General features: G+C 55.8%; 18 protein-coding genes. 10 read left to right on the top strand and 8 right to left on the bottom strand.

Going from position 1 to position 17,472, the window contains the following annotated elements:
* Nucleotides 1-3: 3 nt before the first annotated feature.
* Nucleotides 4-216 (bottom strand): 30S ribosomal protein S21, encoded by a 213-nt coding sequence (gene rpsU, locus CAP31_RS04415; protein WP_087446429.1) that lies wholly within the window; start codon nt 214-216, stop codon nt 4-6.
* A 128-nt stretch (nt 217-344) separates the two neighbouring features.
* Here rpsU and dnaX point away from each other — a divergent pair, with 128 nt between their 5' ends.
* Genes dnaX through CAP31_RS04395 form a run of 4 tightly spaced genes read left to right on the top strand, consistent with a single transcriptional unit; the run spans nt 345 to nt 3,416 of the window.
* Nucleotides 345-2,027: a DNA polymerase III subunit gamma/tau gene (dnaX, locus tag CAP31_RS04410; protein ID WP_087446428.1), complete on the top strand. Its 1,683-nt coding sequence runs from the start codon at nt 345-347 to the stop codon at nt 2,025-2,027.
* 14 nt (nt 2,028-2,041) lie between these two features.
* Nucleotides 2,042-2,368, top strand: coding sequence for a YbaB/EbfC family nucleoid-associated protein (locus CAP31_RS04405; RefSeq protein WP_087446427.1), 327 nt, complete (start codon nt 2,042-2,044; stop codon nt 2,366-2,368).
* 19 nt (nt 2,369-2,387) lie between these two features.
* Nucleotides 2,388-2,993, top strand: a complete 606-nt coding sequence (recR, locus tag CAP31_RS04400; protein ID WP_087446426.1) for a recombination mediator RecR — start codon at nt 2,388-2,390, stop codon at nt 2,991-2,993.
* Nucleotides 2,994-3,002: 9 nt separating this feature from the next.
* Nucleotides 3,003-3,416: an HIT family protein gene (locus CAP31_RS04395; RefSeq protein ID WP_087446425.1), complete on the top strand. Its 414-nt coding sequence runs from the start codon at nt 3,003-3,005 to the stop codon at nt 3,414-3,416.
* Nucleotides 3,417-3,438: 22 nt separating this feature from the next.
* On the opposite strand, the gene phoR is transcribed toward CAP31_RS04395, so the two are convergent.
* Both phoR and phoB read right to left on the bottom strand, forming a co-directional pair.
* Nucleotides 3,439-4,743, bottom strand: a complete 1,305-nt coding sequence (gene phoR / locus CAP31_RS04390; protein WP_087446424.1) for a phosphate regulon sensor histidine kinase PhoR — start codon at nt 4,741-4,743, stop codon at nt 3,439-3,441.
* Nucleotides 4,744-4,780: 37 nt separating this feature from the next.
* Nucleotides 4,781-5,470 (bottom strand): phosphate regulon transcriptional regulator PhoB, encoded by a 690-nt coding sequence (phoB, locus tag CAP31_RS04385; protein ID WP_087446423.1) that lies wholly within the window; start codon nt 5,468-5,470, stop codon nt 4,781-4,783.
* A 107-nt stretch (nt 5,471-5,577) separates the two neighbouring features.
* Here phoB and tsaD point away from each other — a divergent pair, with 107 nt between their 5' ends.
* Nucleotides 5,578-6,606, top strand: coding sequence for a tRNA (adenosine(37)-N6)-threonylcarbamoyltransferase complex transferase subunit TsaD (gene tsaD / locus CAP31_RS04380; protein WP_087446422.1), 1,029 nt, complete (start codon nt 5,578-5,580; stop codon nt 6,604-6,606).
* Nucleotides 6,607-6,622: 16 nt separating this feature from the next.
* Here the strand turns inward: tsaD and CAP31_RS04375 are convergent, their stop codons facing one another.
* The gene (locus CAP31_RS04375) at nt 6,623-7,423 is read right to left on the bottom strand and encodes a hypothetical protein (RefSeq protein ID WP_087446421.1); all 801 of its coding nucleotides are present in this window, start codon (nt 7,421-7,423) and stop codon (nt 6,623-6,625) included.
* 21 nt (nt 7,424-7,444) lie between these two features.
* Nucleotides 7,445-8,047, bottom strand: coding sequence for a glycerol-3-phosphate 1-O-acyltransferase PlsY (gene plsY, locus CAP31_RS04370; protein WP_087448254.1), 603 nt, complete (start codon nt 8,045-8,047; stop codon nt 7,445-7,447).
* Between the two features lie 70 nt (nt 8,048-8,117).
* On the opposite strand from plsY, the gene CAP31_RS14760 reads away from it, so the two are divergent.
* From CAP31_RS14760 to CAP31_RS04360, 3 genes are all read left to right on the top strand, one after another.
* Complete coding sequence (locus tag CAP31_RS14760; RefSeq protein ID WP_157662649.1) at nt 8,118-8,474, top strand: hypothetical protein; 357 nt, start codon at nt 8,118-8,120, stop codon at nt 8,472-8,474.
* On the top strand, nt 8,471-8,905 hold the full coding sequence (locus CAP31_RS15215; protein WP_087446420.1) for a prepilin-type N-terminal cleavage/methylation domain-containing protein: 435 nt from the start codon (nt 8,471-8,473) through the stop codon (nt 8,903-8,905). The genes CAP31_RS14760 and CAP31_RS15215 overlap by 4 nt, the downstream gene beginning before the upstream one ends.
* Before the next feature lie 115 nt (nt 8,906-9,020).
* Nucleotides 9,021-10,673 (top strand): tetratricopeptide repeat protein, encoded by a 1,653-nt coding sequence (locus CAP31_RS04360; protein WP_087446419.1) that lies wholly within the window; start codon nt 9,021-9,023, stop codon nt 10,671-10,673.
* Between the two features lie 201 nt (nt 10,674-10,874).
* Here CAP31_RS04360 and hslO read toward each other — a convergent pair whose 3' ends face one another.
* Nucleotides 10,875-11,753, bottom strand: coding sequence for an Hsp33 family molecular chaperone HslO (gene hslO, locus CAP31_RS04355; RefSeq protein ID WP_087446418.1), 879 nt, complete (start codon nt 11,751-11,753; stop codon nt 10,875-10,877).
* A 96-nt stretch (nt 11,754-11,849) separates the two neighbouring features.
* On the opposite strand from hslO, the gene CAP31_RS04350 reads away from it, so the two are divergent.
* Nucleotides 11,850-14,150 carry a Tex family protein gene (locus tag CAP31_RS04350; RefSeq protein ID WP_087446417.1) on the top strand — a complete coding sequence of 767 codons (2,301 nt, stop codon included), beginning with the start codon at nt 11,850-11,852 and terminating at the stop codon, nt 14,148-14,150.
* Between the two features lie 154 nt (nt 14,151-14,304).
* Nucleotides 14,305-16,377, top strand: a complete 2,073-nt coding sequence (locus CAP31_RS15210) for a methyl-accepting chemotaxis protein (protein WP_304442139.1) — start codon at nt 14,305-14,307, stop codon at nt 16,375-16,377.
* 76 nt (nt 16,378-16,453) lie between these two features.
* Here the strand turns inward: CAP31_RS15210 and CAP31_RS04340 are convergent, their stop codons facing one another.
* Both CAP31_RS04340 and CAP31_RS04335 read right to left on the bottom strand, forming a co-directional pair.
* Complete coding sequence (locus CAP31_RS04340) at nt 16,454-16,744, bottom strand: high-potential iron-sulfur protein (protein ID WP_087446416.1); 291 nt, start codon at nt 16,742-16,744, stop codon at nt 16,454-16,456.
* A gap of 93 nt (nt 16,745-16,837) precedes the next feature.
* A complete protein-coding gene (locus CAP31_RS04335) occupies nt 16,838-17,461 on the bottom strand; it encodes a DNA-3-methyladenine glycosylase (RefSeq protein ID WP_189836639.1) in 624 nt (207 codons plus the stop codon).
* Nucleotides 17,462-17,472: the final 11 nt, after the last annotated feature.

Genomic DNA, 17,472 nt, shown 5'->3' with positions numbered 1-17,472 from the left:
AGATCAATACATTTTCGGAGGAAGAGTTTGACTACGAATGCGTTTGTAGTGACGCTTTACTGCGGCTGCCAGCTTGCGCTTGCGCTCTGCAGTCGGCTTTTCATAAAACTCGCGAGCACGCAACTCGGTCAACAGACCGGTCTTTTCAACAGTACGCTTGAAACGACGCATCGCTACTTCAAACGGCTCATTTTCCTTAACACGAACACTAGGCATGAAATCTAAACTCCAAAAGAGGGGAGGAAAAACATAAATTATAACCCTTAATGGTATTTTTTCCAAGCATATTGCTGAGCGAACGTTTTTGATCATCCAATAATAAACGCTTCTGTTAAAATACCCGCATGGCTTATCAAGTATTAGCGCGTAAATGGCGCCCCCGAACCTTTGCAGAACTTGCCGGACAGGCGCACGTAGTGCGTGCGCTGAGCAATGCGCTGACCCAAAACCGCCTGCATCACGCGTACCTGTTTACCGGTACACGCGGTGTCGGCAAGACCACGGTAGCGCGAATTCTGGCCAAGGCGCTCAACTGCGAGACCGGCATTACCGCCACCCCCTGCGGCGTATGTTCCGCCTGCACGCAAATCGACGCCGGGCGCTTTGTTGACTTGCTGGAACTGGACGCGGCGTCCAATACCGGCATCGACAACATGCGCGAGGTGCTGGATAACGCGCAATACGCACCGACCGTCGGACGTTTCAAGGTCTACATCATCGACGAAGTGCACATGCTTTCCAAAGCAGCGTTCAACTCCATGCTGAAAACGCTGGAAGAACCGCCCGAACACGTCAAATTCATCCTCGCCACGACCGATCCGCAGAAAATCCCCATCACCGTGCTGTCGCGCTGCCTGCAGTTCAATCTCAAGCAGATGCCGCCGGAACTGGTGCGCGAACACCTGACCAAAGTACTGGAGCTCGAAGGCATACCCTCACAGCCCGCCGCACTGCAGCTGATCGCCCGTGCCGCGCAAGGCAGCATGCGCGACGCGCTGTCATTGCTGGATCAGGCTATCGCCTACGGCAGCGGCGAAGTATTGACCGACACCGTACACGGCATGCTCGGCGCCATTGATCAGCGCTACCTGTTTAATCTGCTGTTCGCGCTCATCGCCAACGACGGCGCAACCTTGCTGAACGAAGCCGAACAAATGGCAGTACGCAGTATCGATTTCAACGCCGCGTTACAGAATCTGGCGGCATTATTGCAACAAATCGCGCTGGCCCAAATCGTACCCGCCGCACTGGCCGATGACACGCCGGACCGCGACACGATCATTGATCTGGCAGCACGGCTCGACGCGCAAACCGTTCAGCTTTATTACCAGATATGCCTGCTGGGTCGCCGCGATCTCGGCCTGGCGCCTGACGAATTTGCCGGCTTCAGCATGACCTTGCTGCGCATGCTGGCTTTCCTGCCACAAACCGGCAATGTCAACCTGCCGCAACCTGCACCTGCACCTGCACCTGCACCTGCACCTGCACCTGTACCTGCAGCGCAACGCACACAAGCACCACAAGCACCACAAGCATCCCCTGCCGCAGCGCCAGAGGCTGCAGCAGCCACACCTGCTGAAACGCCTGCCCCCGCAATAGCTGAACACCATGTCGCCCAAACGACGGCGCCAGCTCCCGTTTTCAATGGCGACTGGGCCGAATTGGTCGGCCAGCTCAAGCTCGGCGGACAAGCCCGCATGCTGGCATTGCAGTGCGAACTGCAGCAATTCGCAGCGGATACCATGCGGCTGCTTGTACCTGTCGAGCACAAGCACCTGACCGACAAGTCCTATCAGGACAAGCTGCGCGAATCGTTAGGCAGCCATTTCGGCCGCCCGATCCGGCTTGAAATCAGCCTCACCGAAGAAATTGCGAATACGCCGATCAAGCAGCAGAACGATGCCCGCGCCGCCCGCCAGGCCGAAGCGGAAAGCATTATTCAGGACGACCCGTTCGTCCGCGACGCGATCAATCAGCTTGATGCGCGCATCGTCTCCATTCAACCAGTAGATCAATCAGCAAACTAACAAGGAGTAGCGCCATGCTAAAAGGTGGTTTGGGCAACATGATGAAACAAGCCCAGCAAATGCAGGAAAATATGAAGAAGATGCAGGACAAGCTTGCCGAAGTGGAAGTGGAAGGCGTGTCCGGCGCAGGCATGGTCAAGGTATTGATGACCTGCCGCAACGATGTGCGTCGCGTCACCATCGACCCCAGCCTGCTCAGCGACGACAAGGAAATGCTCGAAGACCTGATCGCTGCCGCCATGAACGATGCGGTACGCAAAGCCGAAGCGACGACCCAGGAAAAAATGAGCGGCTTCACCGCCGGACTGAATCTGCCTCCGGGCTTCAAGCTACCGTTCTAAGCCGCCCAAGTTCCACTCAGTGAAATCCCCCACCCGTCTTGCCGAACTCATCGCCGCGTTACGCGTATTGCCAGGCATCGGCCCGAAATCCGCGCAACGCATGGCATATCACCTGCTGCAACGCGACCGGCAGGGCGCGCTCAAACTGGGGCATGCCATCGAGCAAGCTCTGACCCAACTCACGCATTGCGAAATGTGCAACGATTTCAGCGAAACGCCGATTTGCCCGCTATGTTCAGCGACTACGCGCGACGCCAGCCAGCTGGCCATAGTCGAAATGCCGACCGACTTGCTGATGATGGAACAAACGCAAAGCTACAACGGGCTGTATTTTGTCCTGATGGGACGCCTGTCCCCATTGGACGGCATCGGCCCGCGTGAAATCCACCTCGATCGCCTGATCCAGCGCGCCGGCAACGGCCTCGTGCAGGAAGTGATCCTCGCCACCAATTTCACCATGGAAGGCGAAGCCACTGCCCATGCCATCACCGAACTGCTGCGCGCACGCGGTATCGCAGTCAGCCGCATTGCACGCGGCGTGCCGGTGGGCGGCGAACTGGAACATATCGACTCCGGCACCCTGGCTCAGGCCCTGACCGACAGACGACGCTGCGACACCAACTGAGAGCCTGTCATGACCAGCTGCGAATTATGTGAAACAACCGGAGGAGAACTGCTGTGGCAGGATGCATTCTGCCGGGCAATACTGGTAGATGATCGCGACTACCCCGGATTCTGCCGGGTGATCTGGCATGAACATATCAAGGAAATGAGCGACTTGACCGCAGTTCAGCAAAACCGCCTGATGCGCGTCGTATTCGCCGTCGAAGCTGCCTTGCGCGACACCCTCAAACCGGAAAAAATCAATCTCGCCAGCCTCGGCAATGTCGTTCCGCACCTGCACTGGCATGTCATCCCGCGCTTCAGGAATGACAAACATTTCCCCAATCCGATTTGGGGCGAAGCACGACGCGAGAGCAGCGTCAGCACCGATAACAATCTGATTGCCGGCATCCTTAAGGCCGCTCTGGCGCAGCGCCTGTCCTGACGCCACATCAGCGGCAAATCAATCAATCCGCAGACTTCACCACCCGCGATAGCGGAAAACACGCACTGAAACAGCTGCCCTGTCCAACCTTGCTTTCGATCACCAGACGCCCCTGATGGCGGGTGAGCACATGCTTGACGATCGCCAAACCCAGCCCGGTGCCACCGGTTTCGCGCGAGCGGCCGCGATCGACTCGGTAAAAGCGCTCGGTCAGACGCGGTATATGTTGGGCTTCGATACCTTCGCCGCTGTCTTGCACACTGAAACACAAGGCCTCGCCGCGCCAGCCCCAGCGCAGCACAACCGTGCCGCCTTCAGGCGTGTAGCGTACGGCATTACTGACCAGATTACCCAATGCGCTGGTCAGCTCGTCGGCATTGCCCAGCAGCGCGTCGCTGCTTTCACTGACCAGACTGATCTGGTGACGCCCCGCGCTCAGGCTCTGCGCATCCTGATACAGAGACTGCACCAGGCTCACCATATCCACCCGCGCCTCCACCAGCCTGTTTTGCGGACTTTCCAGACGTGACAGGGTCAGCAGATCGTCAACCAGACGGCGCATGCGCTCGGTTTGCTGCTGCATCAGGTCGCAATATTTATGGAAATCCTCGGGCGGAATACTGCCCATATCGAGAAAAGTCTCGAGAAAACCGCCGACGACCGTCAACGGCGTACGCAGCTCGTGGGAAACGTTCGCCACAAAATCGCGCCGCATCGCCTCCACCATTTCGAACTGGGTAATATCGCGTGAAATCAGCATTTTCTGCTTGTCGCCAAACGGCACCATCTGCACCGACAAACTCATTTCGCGATTGGCAGGCGACTTCATGATCAATGGCTCGCGGTAATCGTCGCCGCTTAAATATTCGTGGAATGCGGACTGCCGGATCAGATACCCGATAAACTGCCCGCGGTCGGTATTTTCATCCAGCCCGAAGTGGCGGCTCGCCGCCGGGTTGAACCAGTCGATCTGATCGGCGTCACTCAGCATCACGATGCCGTCGGGAATCGCCTGGGCAGCATGTTCGAAACGCTCAAGTACCGCGGACAGCTTGGAGGTGCTGCGCTTCTGCCGCCGCATCAGCCGGTCCAGACCGTAGAAAATCTCGTCCCAGGCACCGCTGGCAGTCGGTATCCGCGCGCGCTCGCCGTGCTGCAGCCACGCAGCGAAGGCAGCCATTTGCCGCAAGTGATAACCCAGATAGAACAGCAAACCAGCAATAAACACCAGCATGGCAACCATCAAACCCCAGAACAAGGCTGCGCTAAGCGCAACGGCAATCAGGGCGCAAAAAACCAGCAATGGCCGCCACCAGAAATCAATCAAATCGTTCTCCGCATTTCCGCACAGGCGAGGTGATGAATTATACCTGTGCCGACAGCCGATAGCCCGCGCCGCGCACGGTATCAATCAGATTTTCATGACCGGAGACTTCCAGCGCCAGACGCAGACGCCGAATATGCACATCCACGGTACGTTCCTCGACGAAGACATGATCGCCCCACACGTGATCGAGCAGTTGCGCGCGCGAATAGACCCGCTCGGGGTGTGTCATCATGAAATGCAGCAGACGAAACTCGGTCGGGCCCAGTTCCAGCGGCACATTGTTACCCATGACGCGATGACTGACCGGATCCAGACTCAGGCCGCGGATCTCGACGCGGTCTTCGGTCATCTGCGGAGCACGGCGGCGCAATACCGCCTTGATCCGCGCCGTCAATTCGCGCGGTGAGAACGGCTTGGTAATGTAATCGTCAGCACCGGTTTCCAGGCCCAGCACCTTGTCGCGCTCGTCGCCACGCGCAGTGAGCATGATAATCGGCACATTCTTCATGCGCGTATCCGCCCGGAACATGCGCGCCAGCTCGATGCCGCTCATGCCTGGCAACATCCAGTCCAGCAATACCAGATCGGGTAATGCCTCGCGCACCAGCGTCAAGGCCTGCTCGGCAGAATCCGCGCACATGACGGCATGTCCGGCCTGCGTCAGATTAAACCTTACCAGCTCCTGAATGCCCGATTCATCTTCCACCAACAAAATTGTCGCGGCCATGAATAACCTCTTTGGATTCAATTATAATAGTCAGGTATGTTATGACAGCAAAATGACAAATTGATGACAATTATCGTGCCACATCCATTCTATCTTAATTTTTTAACATGTTAGTGCTAGGCATCGAATCCTCCTGCGACGAAACCGGCATCGCGCTCTACGATACCCATCTCGGCCTGCTCGCGCACACCCTGCACACCCAGATCGCCATGCATGCAGAATACGGCGGCGTCGTTCCCGAACTTGCCTCGCGCGACCATATCCGCCGCGTCCTGCCGCTTACCCGCCAGGTGCTGGCTGAAGCGCAGCGCCAGTTAAGCGACATCAACGCCATCGCTTATACCGAAGGCCCCGGCCTCGCCGGCGCACTATTGGTCGGCACCGGCATCGCCCACGCGCTCGGCGTCGCGCTCGACATCCCGGTGCTCGGCGTCCACCATCTGGAAGGCCATCTGCTGTCACCGTTATTATCGGCCGATCCGCCCGATTACCCGTTCATCGCCTTGCTGGTATCCGGCGGCCACACGCAACTGATGCATGTCACCGGCGTAGGCCAGTACGCCACGCTGGGCGACACGCTGGACGACGCCGCCGGCGAGGCCTTCGACAAGACTGCGCAATTGCTGGGATTACCCTACCCGGGCGGCGCCGCATTATCGAAACTGGCGCAAAGCGGCGATGCGACGCGCTTCAGGTTACCGCGTCCGATGCTGCATTCGGGGGATTTGAATTTCAGTTTCAGCGGCCTGAAAACAGCCGTGCTCACGCTCAGCCAGAAACATCCCGACCCAGCCGATCATGCCGACATCGCCGCCGCATTCCAGCTGGCAATGACCGACGTGCTCAGCAGCAAATCGCTGGCGGCACTCAAGGCCGCACGCTGCAAGCGTCTGGTCGTCGCCGGCGGCGTAGGCGCCAATCAGCAGCTGCGCGCCGCATTGAATACGGCTGTGCAGAAAATCGGCGCAACCGTATATTTTCCCGAACTGGCATTTTGCACCGATAACGGCGCGATGATCGCCTATGCCGGCGCGATGCGGCTGCGCCACGACGGACACACCGCCGGTGCGTTCACCGTACGCCCGCGCTGGGATCTGGAAAGCATGGAAGCCCCATTGCAGGTGGCCGCCAGCTAAAACCGCAAGCTGCTCGTTACCACCGTATATGCGGGAACATGTCCCGCACCAGCTTCAACAATGCGGCGCCGCCCGGCAGCTCCGCCAGTATGTTCGGAAATGCCACCAGACCCAACAGCAAAGCCAGTACGGCGACCACCAGAACATTCGAAAACACGCTTTCCGGGCGCAACACGCCCCAGTAACGCATCGCCAGGAACATCACATCCTTGCGGTGTTCGGACATGCGCCGCCAGCGCAGCACCAGTTTCACCAGCAAATACACGGCATAGCCGCCGGCCAGCGCCGAGAACACCACCCGGAATACACCGAACAGATCCATCTCGCCGCGCGCCAGATGCTGATAAAACCACGACACCACGCCCACCGACAGCGATGCCAGCACCGCGATCAGCACATTGAACAGCAAGCGCCGCCGCTCGCGCGCCAGATCCTGCTGGCGCTGAATGAAAAAGCCGTCCACCTCGGTTTTGAAATACTCTACCTTTTCCTGCACCAGCGACGAAATCTCGCGCTTCGCCACCGCCACGCGCTCATCGAGCACGGACGCCAGGCGCTCCCCCGCGTAATCCACCAGCTCGCGCACGTCATCCTTGGTAAACTGGCGCTGGCTATGCAGTTCCGCAGATATTTTGTCCAGCTTGAGATCGATCTCATGACTGGTACTCTGCACCACGTCGCGCAGTTCGGCCCCGACTTGCGCCGCGCCTTCTTTCACCACTTCGCCCAGCTTGTCACCCGCCAAGGCAATCGAATCACGCGACACCTCGGTCAACTGCGCACGCGCATAATCCATTTCCTTTTCAAACCAAGCCATAGTTTACCTCGCAGTCAGAATTCACTTTCGCTTAGCAAAACGCCCTTCTTCTCCGGCCAGCAAACGCTTTATATTCGCGCGATGACGCCAGAAGATCAATACCGTCAATGCCGTCAATGCCGCGAGTGGGACCACATCCTCCAGCAGATAGTAGCCGAATACCGGTGCGATCGCTGCTGCCACCAGCGCCGCCAGCGACGAAATCCGCGTAATGGCAAACGCCGCCACCCAGGCCAGCAGACACGCCAGCCCCAGCCATGGCGAAATCGCAAACAGCACGCCCACCGCCGTCGCCACCCCCTTGCCGCCCTTGAAACCGAAAAACACCGGATACAGATGCCCGAGAAACACCGCCACCGCCGCTGCGTAGATTACCCACCCCGGCAACTGATAGCGCACAGTCAAATAGCCTGCCAGCCACACCGCCAGCCAGCCCTTCGCCATATCGCCCAGCAGCGTCAGCACCGCCGCAGACTTGCGCCCGGTACGCAACATGTTGGTCGCGCCCGGATTGCCCGAGCCGTGACTGCGCGGGTCGGGCAATCCGAACGCGCGACTCACCAGCACCGCAAACGACAACGACCCCAACAAATAAGCCAACACCACCACCGCTAACGCCATCATCGCCATTCCGCATAAATTCCAAAAACATATTGTAACCGCGAGTCGGCGATTTCCATAAAATTAGCACATCATGTCAAAACACCTGCCGTATTACGTCACATTGCGCCTGATTTTTGCCAGCCCATACCGTCAGCAACCCGCCTTCCATGAGATCCTGGACACGTATTCTTGCCAAAACAAACTCCGAGACAAAGTTTCAGCTTTCATCATCGCCATCCTGCAACACCTGATGCAGCCGAATTCCTGCGCATATTCCAGCAACCCAATCAAACGATTGGCGATATCACGCAGTGAATCATTTGTTAAATTTTTATTAAAACGCGCACATGCAAAAGCAACTGGCACAGCGCTTGCATATATGCACCCGAACACCAAATCAATAACAAGGTGTTTTAGCTATATCAACCCTTTAGGAGAAGCGACATGAAAAAAGTACAACAAGGTTTTACCCTGATCGAATTGATGATCGTTGTTGCGATCATCGGCATTCTGGCTGCGATTGCGATTCCTCAATATAAGGACTATGTTACACGTGCAAAATGGCAAGACAATATTGTGCAGATTGAACCATTAAAAACTGCAATTGCTGAATGCGCTCAAAATAATGCTGGCACACTAGCCAGTTGCGACACCCTCACCAAATTAACTTCCGCTACTGGTTACACAACTTTGCCTACCCCAGCTAACGGCACTGTTACCTTGACAGGCACCACCGCAGCCATTGCTATTGCTGGCGCAGGTGCACTAGCATCACCAGCCTGTACCGTTACATACACCCCAGCCAGCACAGCAAACGCAATTACTTGGACAGGTGTAACATCAGGAACTGGCTGCACCAAGGCTCAAACTGGTGTTTAATCAATATTGATAATAACGCTCTAATATAATTTAAGCCCAGCCATCAAGTTGATAGCTGGGCTTTTTTGTTTTTTATAGATACTAGGTCACATGCTTAAGAACAAGGTTATATTTTATGAGTAATCGTGCTGCCTGGATCTTGCCCTTAATTTTAATTAGCATAACCAGCATACTTTACGGTGGCTTTTTACATAATCCTCTCATTTTCGATGATTATGGATATTTTACTGAAGGCGGAACGCTTTATCACAAACTTCCCTTTTCAGCTACTCCCCGGTGGTTAAGTTACTCCACATTTAATTTAACTTATCATCTAATTGGTTTAGATATTCTCTGGTTTCGTATAGAGAGTCTAATACTTCACATTAGCGTAGTACTCACTCTATATATTTTTTTACATCAATTATGGAAAACGCTATTACCTTCTCAAAACACTAATCAACTTTCATATCAGGGACTAGCGTTTTTCGCTGCACTTATTTTTGCACTTCATCCAGTAGCAGTTTATGGTGCTGCTTATCTCGTAGAGCGCTCCATTGTAATGGCGACCTTATTTTCACTTCTAATGTGGTTGGCGCTGTTAGGCGGTTTAGAACATAAAAACCGGGCATATCTATGGCTTTCCGTCGTTTTCTATGCATTAGCTATATTCTCTAAAGAACACGCCATTATGGCGCCAGCCGTGTCAGCCGCATTGGTTATACTTTGGGGACGTACGAGGCCTAATGAATCTAGATCGTCACTTTACATTAAACACTTACTTCCAATTTTCTTGGCATACGCACTAATCGGAATTTACATCACATTAATACTTAAAGGAATACTTGGCACAACTTATGAAATCCAAGGAAGCGACATGGCTTCTAGATTACCTCTAGCAAACCAAAAGCTCATTTACCCTCTCAGCATACTGAATCAAAGCTCTTTATTTTTTAAATACTTAGGGCTATGGTTAATACCTAATCCACTCAAAATGTCAATTGATATCCGCGTGCCATTTGTTACTCAGTTCTGGATATGGCCACAAACATTAGGATTTATTACTTTCGCACTTTACCCTATATTTAATTCAATATTATTATGGCGAGGTGGGCGAATAGGTATCTTAGGTTTTGCACTTTTAGCACCGTGGCTTATGTACGCCACAGAAATTTCTACAGTACGAATACAAGAACCTTTCGTACTATATCGAAGTTATTTATGGTTCGCGCCTGCTTTTGCAGGCTTTGCAATTATTTTTGGTACATTATTAAACAAACGTAGAACGATCGTTATACTCCTGTTGATCTCCTCGTTAATGTATCCATTAGCATATGACCGCCTCAGATCTTTTTCACATCCTTTCATATTATGGGATGATGCGGCACGTTTAATGCAAAATCAATCTGGCTTGCCTGGTGCGGAAAGAATTTATGTTCAACATGGTCATCAACTCCATAAAGCAGGCTTATCTGAATTGGCTGTAACCGAACTTACAAAAGCCATACAAATCAGAAAAGATTTTATTTATGCCTACAATGAACGCGGTCTAACATATTTAGATTTGAAACGTTATCAGGATGCTCTAAATGATTTTAATCAAACTATAACTATCATTTACAATAATGGAAAACCCTATCCTGGGCAACGATCGGCCGTCAAGATATTAGCTGAAGCATATATGGGTCGTGGGTCGTCTCTTGAGTTCCTCAATCAACCGGAAGAGGCTTTGCAAAGCTTCCGTAATGCCTGCCATTTAGGGTCAAAAGAAGCCTGTAAAAAATATTAATGTTTGCAGGAATAAATCACGCAATATAACAAGATGGCAAAATCGGATCGGTTAGAGTTAACTCTTATTTAAAGTGAGACAGTACCACTAGAGCAGATCATCCCCGTGAAGGCTATTTTGCAACCCTCCATTCATCGCTTATTGAATCACATCGCTCATACAAGCTTTTAACTTCTTACAAAAACCATATTCGCATTGTAATCAATGCCGCGTTTCCCCCTCCGTCGCCGACACATTCGGCAGCCACAGCTGCGCCGCATCGATGGGGTCGAAGCGGTAATGCCGGTTGCAGAATTCGCATTGCACTTCGATCTGGCCGCGCTCTTCCAGCACCGATTCGATCTCTTCTCGACCCAGCATTTTGAGCATGTCGGCGACGCGGGAACGCGAGCAGGTGCATGCGAAGCGCACGTGCTCCGGCTCGAACACGCGCAGGTCTTCTTCGTGGAACAGCCGATGCAGGATCATTCTGGCATCCAGCGTCAATAGCTCTTCCGCTTTCAACGTAGCCGCCAGATGGCTGGCACGATTCCACGCGTCGGGATCGCCGTCCGCAAGGTCGGGCAGTTTTTGTATCAGCATGCCGGCAGCACTGGTTTCATCGGCTGCGAGCACGATATGCGTATCGATCTGTTCGGATTGCGCCATGTAATGCATCAGCGCGGCAGCAACATCGGTGCCTTCCAGCGGCACGATGCCCTGGTAGGCCTGCTTGTCGGCACTGGCGGGGTCGAGCGTGATCACCATGCGCCCAGTACCAAGCAGTTCGGCAAAATTGCCTTCGGTGAGATCGCCATCCCATTTTGCAGTCGCGCGCAGCGTATGCGCCGAAGTAGCCTCGACCACCAGCAGCTTCACCGCGCCCTCGCCCTGCATCTGCAAGATCATGCTGCCGTCGAACTTCAGCGTGGCGATCAGCAATGCCGCCGCTGCCATCAGTTCGCCGAGCAGGGTTTGCAAGGGCGCAGGATAGTCGGCGTGCTTGAGCACTTCGCGCCAGGTTTCGTCCAGGCTGACTAGTTCGCCGCGCACGGCGGCATGTTCAAACATAAAGCGGGTCAGGCTGTCGGTAGTATGCATGTTGAATCAAAGAGTAACGAATAAGGTGTAATTATAGCGCTTGTCAGCCACTTGGACTTTATGCATAGTTGCGGTTTTTGCGAACTGCCCTGATAAATGTTACCTGCGATTGAACAGCGCCTGGCCGCTGAAATGAATGTGCGCCCACAACAAGTAATGGCCGCTGTTGCACTGCTGGACGAAGGCGCCACCGTGCCGTTCATCTCCCGTTACCGCAAGGAAGCCACCGGCGGGCTGGACGATACGCAAATGCGCCATCTGGAAGAACGCCTGGGCTATATGCGCGAACTGGAATCGCGCCGCAACGCGATACTGGCGAGCATCGGCGAGCAGGGCAAGCTCACGCCCGCGCTGCAGAACGAGATTGCGCTAGCCGAATCCAAGCAGACGCTGGAAGACCTCTACCTGCCGTACAAGCAGAAACGCCGCACCAAGGCGCAGATCGCCCGCGAAGCCGGATTGACCCCGCTGGCCGACAGCCTGCTCGGCGCCCCCGCGCAGCATCCGGAAACTGCCGCAGCAGCCTACATCGATGCAGACAAAGGCGTAGCCGACGCCAAAGCCGCACTCGACGGCGCCCGCCAGATCCTGATGGAGCGCTTCGCCGAGGATGCCGCGCTGCTGGCGCGGCTGCGCGACCTGCTATCTGCCGACGGCATCGTGGTCGCCACAGTCGCCGAGGGCAAGGAAACCGAAGGCGCCAAATTCCGCGATTATTTCGATTACAGCGAGCCGTTGAAGGCGATACCGCCGCACCGCGCGCTGGCATTGTTCCGCGGACGCAATGAAGAAATCCTGCGGGTCGCCCTCAAGCTGCCGCAAGAGTTCAGCGACACGCCGCAGAGCCATCCTGCCGAGAGCATGATCGCCCGGCAATTCGGCATCAGCAATCAGAACCGCGGTGCCGATCAGTGGCTGGCCGACACCGTACGCTGGGCCTGGCGCATCAAGCTCGCGCTGCATCTGGAGCTGGAATTGCTCGGCGATTTGCGCGAACGCGCCGAGACCGAAGCGATCCGCGTGTTCGCCCGCAATCTGCACGACCTGCTGCTCGCCGCACCCGCCGGCTTGCGTACCACGATGGGGCTCGATCCCGGCATCCGTACCGGCGTCAAGGTCGCCGTGGTGGACGGCACCGGCAAGCTGCTCGACACTGCCACCGTGTATCCCCATGCGCCGCGCAACAACTGGGACGGCGCCCTGCACGCGCTGGCCGCGCTGGCACAGAAACATAACATCGAACTCATCAGCATCGGCAACGGCACCGCCTCGCGCGAGACCGATCAGCTCGCAGCGGATCTGATTGCGCGGCTGCCACAGTTGAACATGACCAAAGTGGTGGTTTCCGAAGCGGGGGCCTCAGTGTACTCGGCATCCGAATTTGCTGCGCATGAATTCCCGCAGCTCGACGTCAGCCTGCGCGGGGCGGTATCCATTGCCCGCCGCCTGCAGGATCCGCTGGCCGAGCTGGTCAAGATCGATCCCAAATCCATCGGCGTCGGCCAATACCAGCACGATGTCAGCCAGTCCAGGCTGGCCAGGAGTCTCGATGCGGTGGTGGAAGATTGCGTCAACGCCGTCGGCGTTGACGTCAACAGCGCATCGGTTCCGCTGCTCGCACGCGTTTCCGGCTTGTCACCCAGTCTGGCGGAAAGCATCGTCAGCTATCGCGACCAGCACGGCAGGTTCACCAGCCGCGACGCATTGAAGCAGGTGCCGCGTCTCGGCGCCAAGACCTTCGAACAGGCCGCCGGCTTCCTGCGCGTACGCGGCGACAATCCGCTTGATGTTTCTGCCGTCCACCCCGAAGCCTACCCGGTCGCAGAACGCATCCTGCACGACCTCATGCAGCGCCTGCACACAGGCAACCCTGCCGCACTCATCGGTCAGGCCGGCGTATTCAGCCAGCTCGACGCCAAAGCATATACCGACGAACATTTCGGCCTGCCAACAGTACAGGACATCCTGCGCGAGCTGGAAAAACCCGGCCGCGACCCGCGCCCTGCATTCAAGACCGCCACGTTCAAGGCCGGCATCGCCGAAATCGGCGACTTGCAGCCCGGCATGGTGCTGGAAGGCGTCGTCACCAACGTCACCAACTTCGGCGCGTTCGTCGATATCGGCGTGCATCAGGACGGTCTGGTGCACATCTCCGCACTCGCCGATACGTTTGTCAAAGACCCGCACAGCATCGTCAAGGCCGGCGATGTGATCAAGGTCAAGGTGCAGGAAATCGATATCCAGCGCAGGCGCATCGCGTTGACCATGCGTCTGCAGGATGCGGTCACGCCACGCGAACCGGCTGCTGCGAGACCCGGCAAACCGGCGCGCCAGACACCGGCCCCTGACAATGCGATGGCAAATGCGCTGGCACGCGCCATCAAGATGCGCAGCTAACCACAGTTGTATCAGGGCAGGCCTAACCCTGCCCTTTTTTGTCTTCAAAACGTCATCAAACAGTCATAATGCCCCCGCATAATTCGACGGCCGACAGCTTATTCGCCTTGACGGCCTGAAAGTTGCACTCGAATTACATCAACAGGAAAACATTATGCACGCCGTACTCATGCCTGCCGCCAGATTAATGCAACAGCTTCGTTTGTTGCCGAAATTCGCCCTGCTCGCGCTAGTATTCATCACCCCGCTGTTACTGGTAACGACCCTGCTGTTCAACGAATTGCAGAAATCCATCGCGGTTTCAGAGCACGAACACAAGGGCCTGCGTTATATGCAGCAAATCAGCGACATTATCCGCCTGACCCAGCAACATCGCGCATTGCTGCACATGCAACTCAATGGCAATCACACTGTCAGTGCCGCAGCATCCCAAGTCCGCGACGACATCAATAAAAAAATGGCGCAGTTCGATGCGACGCAAAAAAATACCGGCGATTTTGACACAGCCGGGACATGGTCGAAAGTGAACGAATCCTGGCAGGCATTACAAGGCAATATCGCCACAGACCGATCAAAGGCGAGTTATGAACGGCATACTGCGCTGCTCGGCCAGTTAAACAGACTGAATACGCTCATCGCCGACAGATCGGGCCTGTTACTGGATCCGAAGAGCGACAGCCACCATCTGGTCACGCTGCTCACCCGCACCCTACCGGTCATCAATGACAATCTCGCGGAGATCTCGGGACGCGGCGCCTCGATCATCGACACCGGCATGTTCGAAGGCAATGAGGACGTACTGCTGAATTCGAACATCATGCTGACCAGATACGCGCTCGACAAGATCCCCGACCAGTTGCAAACCCTGTATCGCGAAAATCCGGCACTGAAAGCCAGCCTCGCCCCGCATGCGAATCTCGTGAACGCCATTCGGGCCTATCTGGAAAGAGCGCGGGTCGAAGTATTGAATTCGGCCAACCAGACTTCCGGCAATCAATTCCATGCTGCCGGCAATCAGCGCATGGATGAGCTGTCGGCATTTGCCGCCACCACGACAAATCTGCTCAACGGCCTGCTGGACGAACGCATCCAGCAGGCAACGTTGTGGCGCAACGAGATGATGGCTGGCATCTTGCTGGCGCTGGCGATTGCGGCGTATCTGTTCGCGGGTTTTTACACTTCGTTTTCCCGCGAGGTCAAACGCCTGGAACGCGCCGTAGCCACGGCAGCGAGCGGCGATTTGACGCATGCCATCCACTCGGCCAGCAAGGACGAAATCGGCGGACTGATCCACGCATTCGGCGACATGACGCAAAACCTGGCGCAACTGGTCGCCGACGTGCGCATGGGAGCAGAAACCATCAATCTGGCATCGAACGAAATCGCTGCCGGCAACGCCAACCTATCCTCCCGCACCGAATCGCAAGCCGCATCGCTGGAAGAAACCGCCAGCTCGATGGAAGAGCTGACTTCGACCGTACAGCAGAACGCAGCCAACGCCAGTCGTGCCAGCCAAGTGGCGGCTTCCGCGTCCACTATTGCAGTCAAAGGCGGCGCAGTCGTGCATCAGGCGGTAGACAGCATGGGCTCGATCAGGGAAAGCTCACGCAAGATCTCCGACATCATCGGCGTGATCGACAGCATTGCATTCCAGACCAATATCCTTGCACTCAATGCCGCGGTCGAAGCGGCGCGCGCCGGCGAACAAGGGCGCGGATTTGCCGTGGTGGCGGCCGAAGTACGCAGTCTGGCCCAGCGCTCGGCGGCAGCGGCCAAAGAGATCAAGGCTTTGATCGGTGATTCGGTCAACCAGGTGGAAATCGGCAGCGAGCTGGTAAACAATGCCGGCCAGACCATGGAAGAAGTCGTCAGCGCGATCAAGCAGGTCGCCGACATCATGAGCGCAATCACGTTGGCCAGTCAGGAGCAAAGCTCCGGCATAGCGCAGGTCAATCAGGCCATTACCCAAATGGACGAAATGACGCAGCAAAATGCCGCGATGGTGGAACAGGCAGCAGCGGCGGCAGAAAGCCTGCAGCAACAGGCCACCACACTGGCAGTAGCGGTAAGCGTGTTCAAACTGACGCACTACTCCCCTCCAGCCAGCTCATCGCGTTCGCACCAGCAGCAGGATGCCGATGTCATCCCTATGCCGCGGCCACCTTATCCAGCCGGCAAAGTTACCGCCAAAGCCGGCAGAACCCGCAAACCTGCCATTGCAGCCTAGATGTCACTCGCAATAAAAAAGCGCAATCAAATCGATTGCGCTTTTTTATTTGGAACCAGCAATCAGCTAACGGGAATTAACCCTTTGCTGCGAAAGCCAGGCACCAGCCATTCGGGCTTATCGGGCCTTCGACTACCTTGCAGGTGCCTTTGGCCTTGGCTGATTTGCCTGGCTCGAACTGCACGCATTTTACGCAATCCTGGCCGTTCTTGGGATCATCCTGATACTGCAAGGCAGCTTTGGACATTTTTGCAGCAGCTGCTTCCTTGCTCACCATCGCTGCCGGTACGACTGCGATACTGGCCAGCAGAGCAGCACCTTTCAGGAAGGAACGACGAGAGACTTGTTTGTTTTTGACATTTTCCATGACGGCTCCTAAATTCAATTTAAAATCATGATCAAGAATATAACCGTTTCCTAATATATTCGCACCGATACAAGCTGTCAACCAGTACAAATATCAGTACACCACCGCCACCGGATCGAGACTCCGCCACAAATACCAGGTTGCGACCGAACGCCAGGGCCGCCAGCATTCTGCATGCCGACGCAAATTGGCCTTGTTTTGCGGCACAAGCTCCGGGTAATGCAACGCGAAGGCTTTTTGCAAACCGATATCGTCCACCGGCAGCACATCCGGTCGCAACAGGTTAAACATCAGGAACATTTCTGCACTCCATTGACCGATGCCGCGAATCTGCGTAAGCACCTGAATAATTTCGGCATCTTCCATCTGCGGCCAGGCGGCCGGATCGATCAGGTCATCCGCGAAATGCCGCGCGAGATCATGCAGATATTCGACCTTGCGCCGCGAATAACCGCACGCACGCAACGCCGCAACCGATTGCGACGCGAGCGCCAGCGGCGTAACGGCAGTCACGCCCAGCAACCGCTGCCATACCGTATCCGCGGCTTTGATTGAAATCTGCTGGCCGGTAATCGCGCGCGCCAGCGTCTCGAACGCATCGCCGCGACTTTCCATCCACACAAGCGGGAAACGCTCGATCAAGCCCGCCATCACCGGATCAGCCTCTGCCAATTGCGCGGTTGCCAACGGCCAATAACCGGGTTGCGATATAGTCATGTCCTCTGCTC

The sequence above is a fragment of the Sulfuriferula sp. AH1 genome, from assembly GCF_002162035.1.
Classification (GTDB): Bacteria; Pseudomonadota; Gammaproteobacteria; order Burkholderiales; family Sulfuriferulaceae; genus Sulfuriferula.
Note: the sequence above shows the minus strand (reverse complement) of the source record. Positions and strands in the feature narration are given on the sequence as shown.

Bases quoted from the DNA above. Each gene is read 5' to 3' on its own strand.
- plsY (WP_087448254.1), bottom strand. From the start codon at position 8,047: ATGATGGCGTTAGCGGTGGTGGTGTTGGCTTATTTGTTGGGGTCGTTG.
- CAP31_RS15215 (WP_087446420.1), top strand. From the start codon at position 8,471: ATGAAAAAAGTACAACAAGGTTTTACCCTGATCGAATTGATGATCGTT.
- CAP31_RS04350 (WP_087446417.1), top strand. From the start codon at position 11,850: ATGTTACCTGCGATTGAACAGCGCCTGGCCGCTGAAATGAATGTGCGC.
- rpsU (WP_087446429.1), bottom strand. From the start codon at position 216: ATGCCTAGTGTTCGTGTTAAGGAAAATGAGCCGTTTGAAGTAGCGATG.
- CAP31_RS04360 (WP_087446419.1), top strand. From the start codon at position 9,021: ATGAGTAATCGTGCTGCCTGGATCTTGCCCTTAATTTTAATTAGCATA.
- CAP31_RS04395 (WP_087446425.1), top strand. From the start codon at position 3,003: ATGACCAGCTGCGAATTATGTGAAACAACCGGAGGAGAACTGCTGTGG.
- CAP31_RS04375 (WP_087446421.1), bottom strand. From the start codon at position 7,423: ATGGCTTGGTTTGAAAAGGAAATGGATTATGCGCGTGCGCAGTTGACC.
- phoB (WP_087446423.1), bottom strand. From the start codon at position 5,470: ATGGCCGCGACAATTTTGTTGGTGGAAGATGAATCGGGCATTCAGGAG.
- CAP31_RS04405 (WP_087446427.1), top strand. From the start codon at position 2,042: ATGCTAAAAGGTGGTTTGGGCAACATGATGAAACAAGCCCAGCAAATG.
- CAP31_RS04340 (WP_087446416.1), bottom strand. From the start codon at position 16,744: ATGGAAAATGTCAAAAACAAACAAGTCTCTCGTCGTTCCTTCCTGAAA.
- CAP31_RS04335 (WP_189836639.1), bottom strand. From the start codon at position 17,461: ATGACTATATCGCAACCCGGTTATTGGCCGTTGGCAACCGCGCAATTG.
- CAP31_RS14760 (WP_157662649.1), top strand. From the start codon at position 8,118: ATGTCAAAACACCTGCCGTATTACGTCACATTGCGCCTGATTTTTGCC.
- tsaD (WP_087446422.1), top strand. From the start codon at position 5,578: ATGTTAGTGCTAGGCATCGAATCCTCCTGCGACGAAACCGGCATCGCG.
- hslO (WP_087446418.1), bottom strand. From the start codon at position 11,753: ATGCATACTACCGACAGCCTGACCCGCTTTATGTTTGAACATGCCGCC.
- dnaX (WP_087446428.1), top strand. From the start codon at position 345: ATGGCTTATCAAGTATTAGCGCGTAAATGGCGCCCCCGAACCTTTGCA.
- CAP31_RS15210 (WP_304442139.1), top strand. From the start codon at position 14,305: ATGCACGCCGTACTCATGCCTGCCGCCAGATTAATGCAACAGCTTCGT.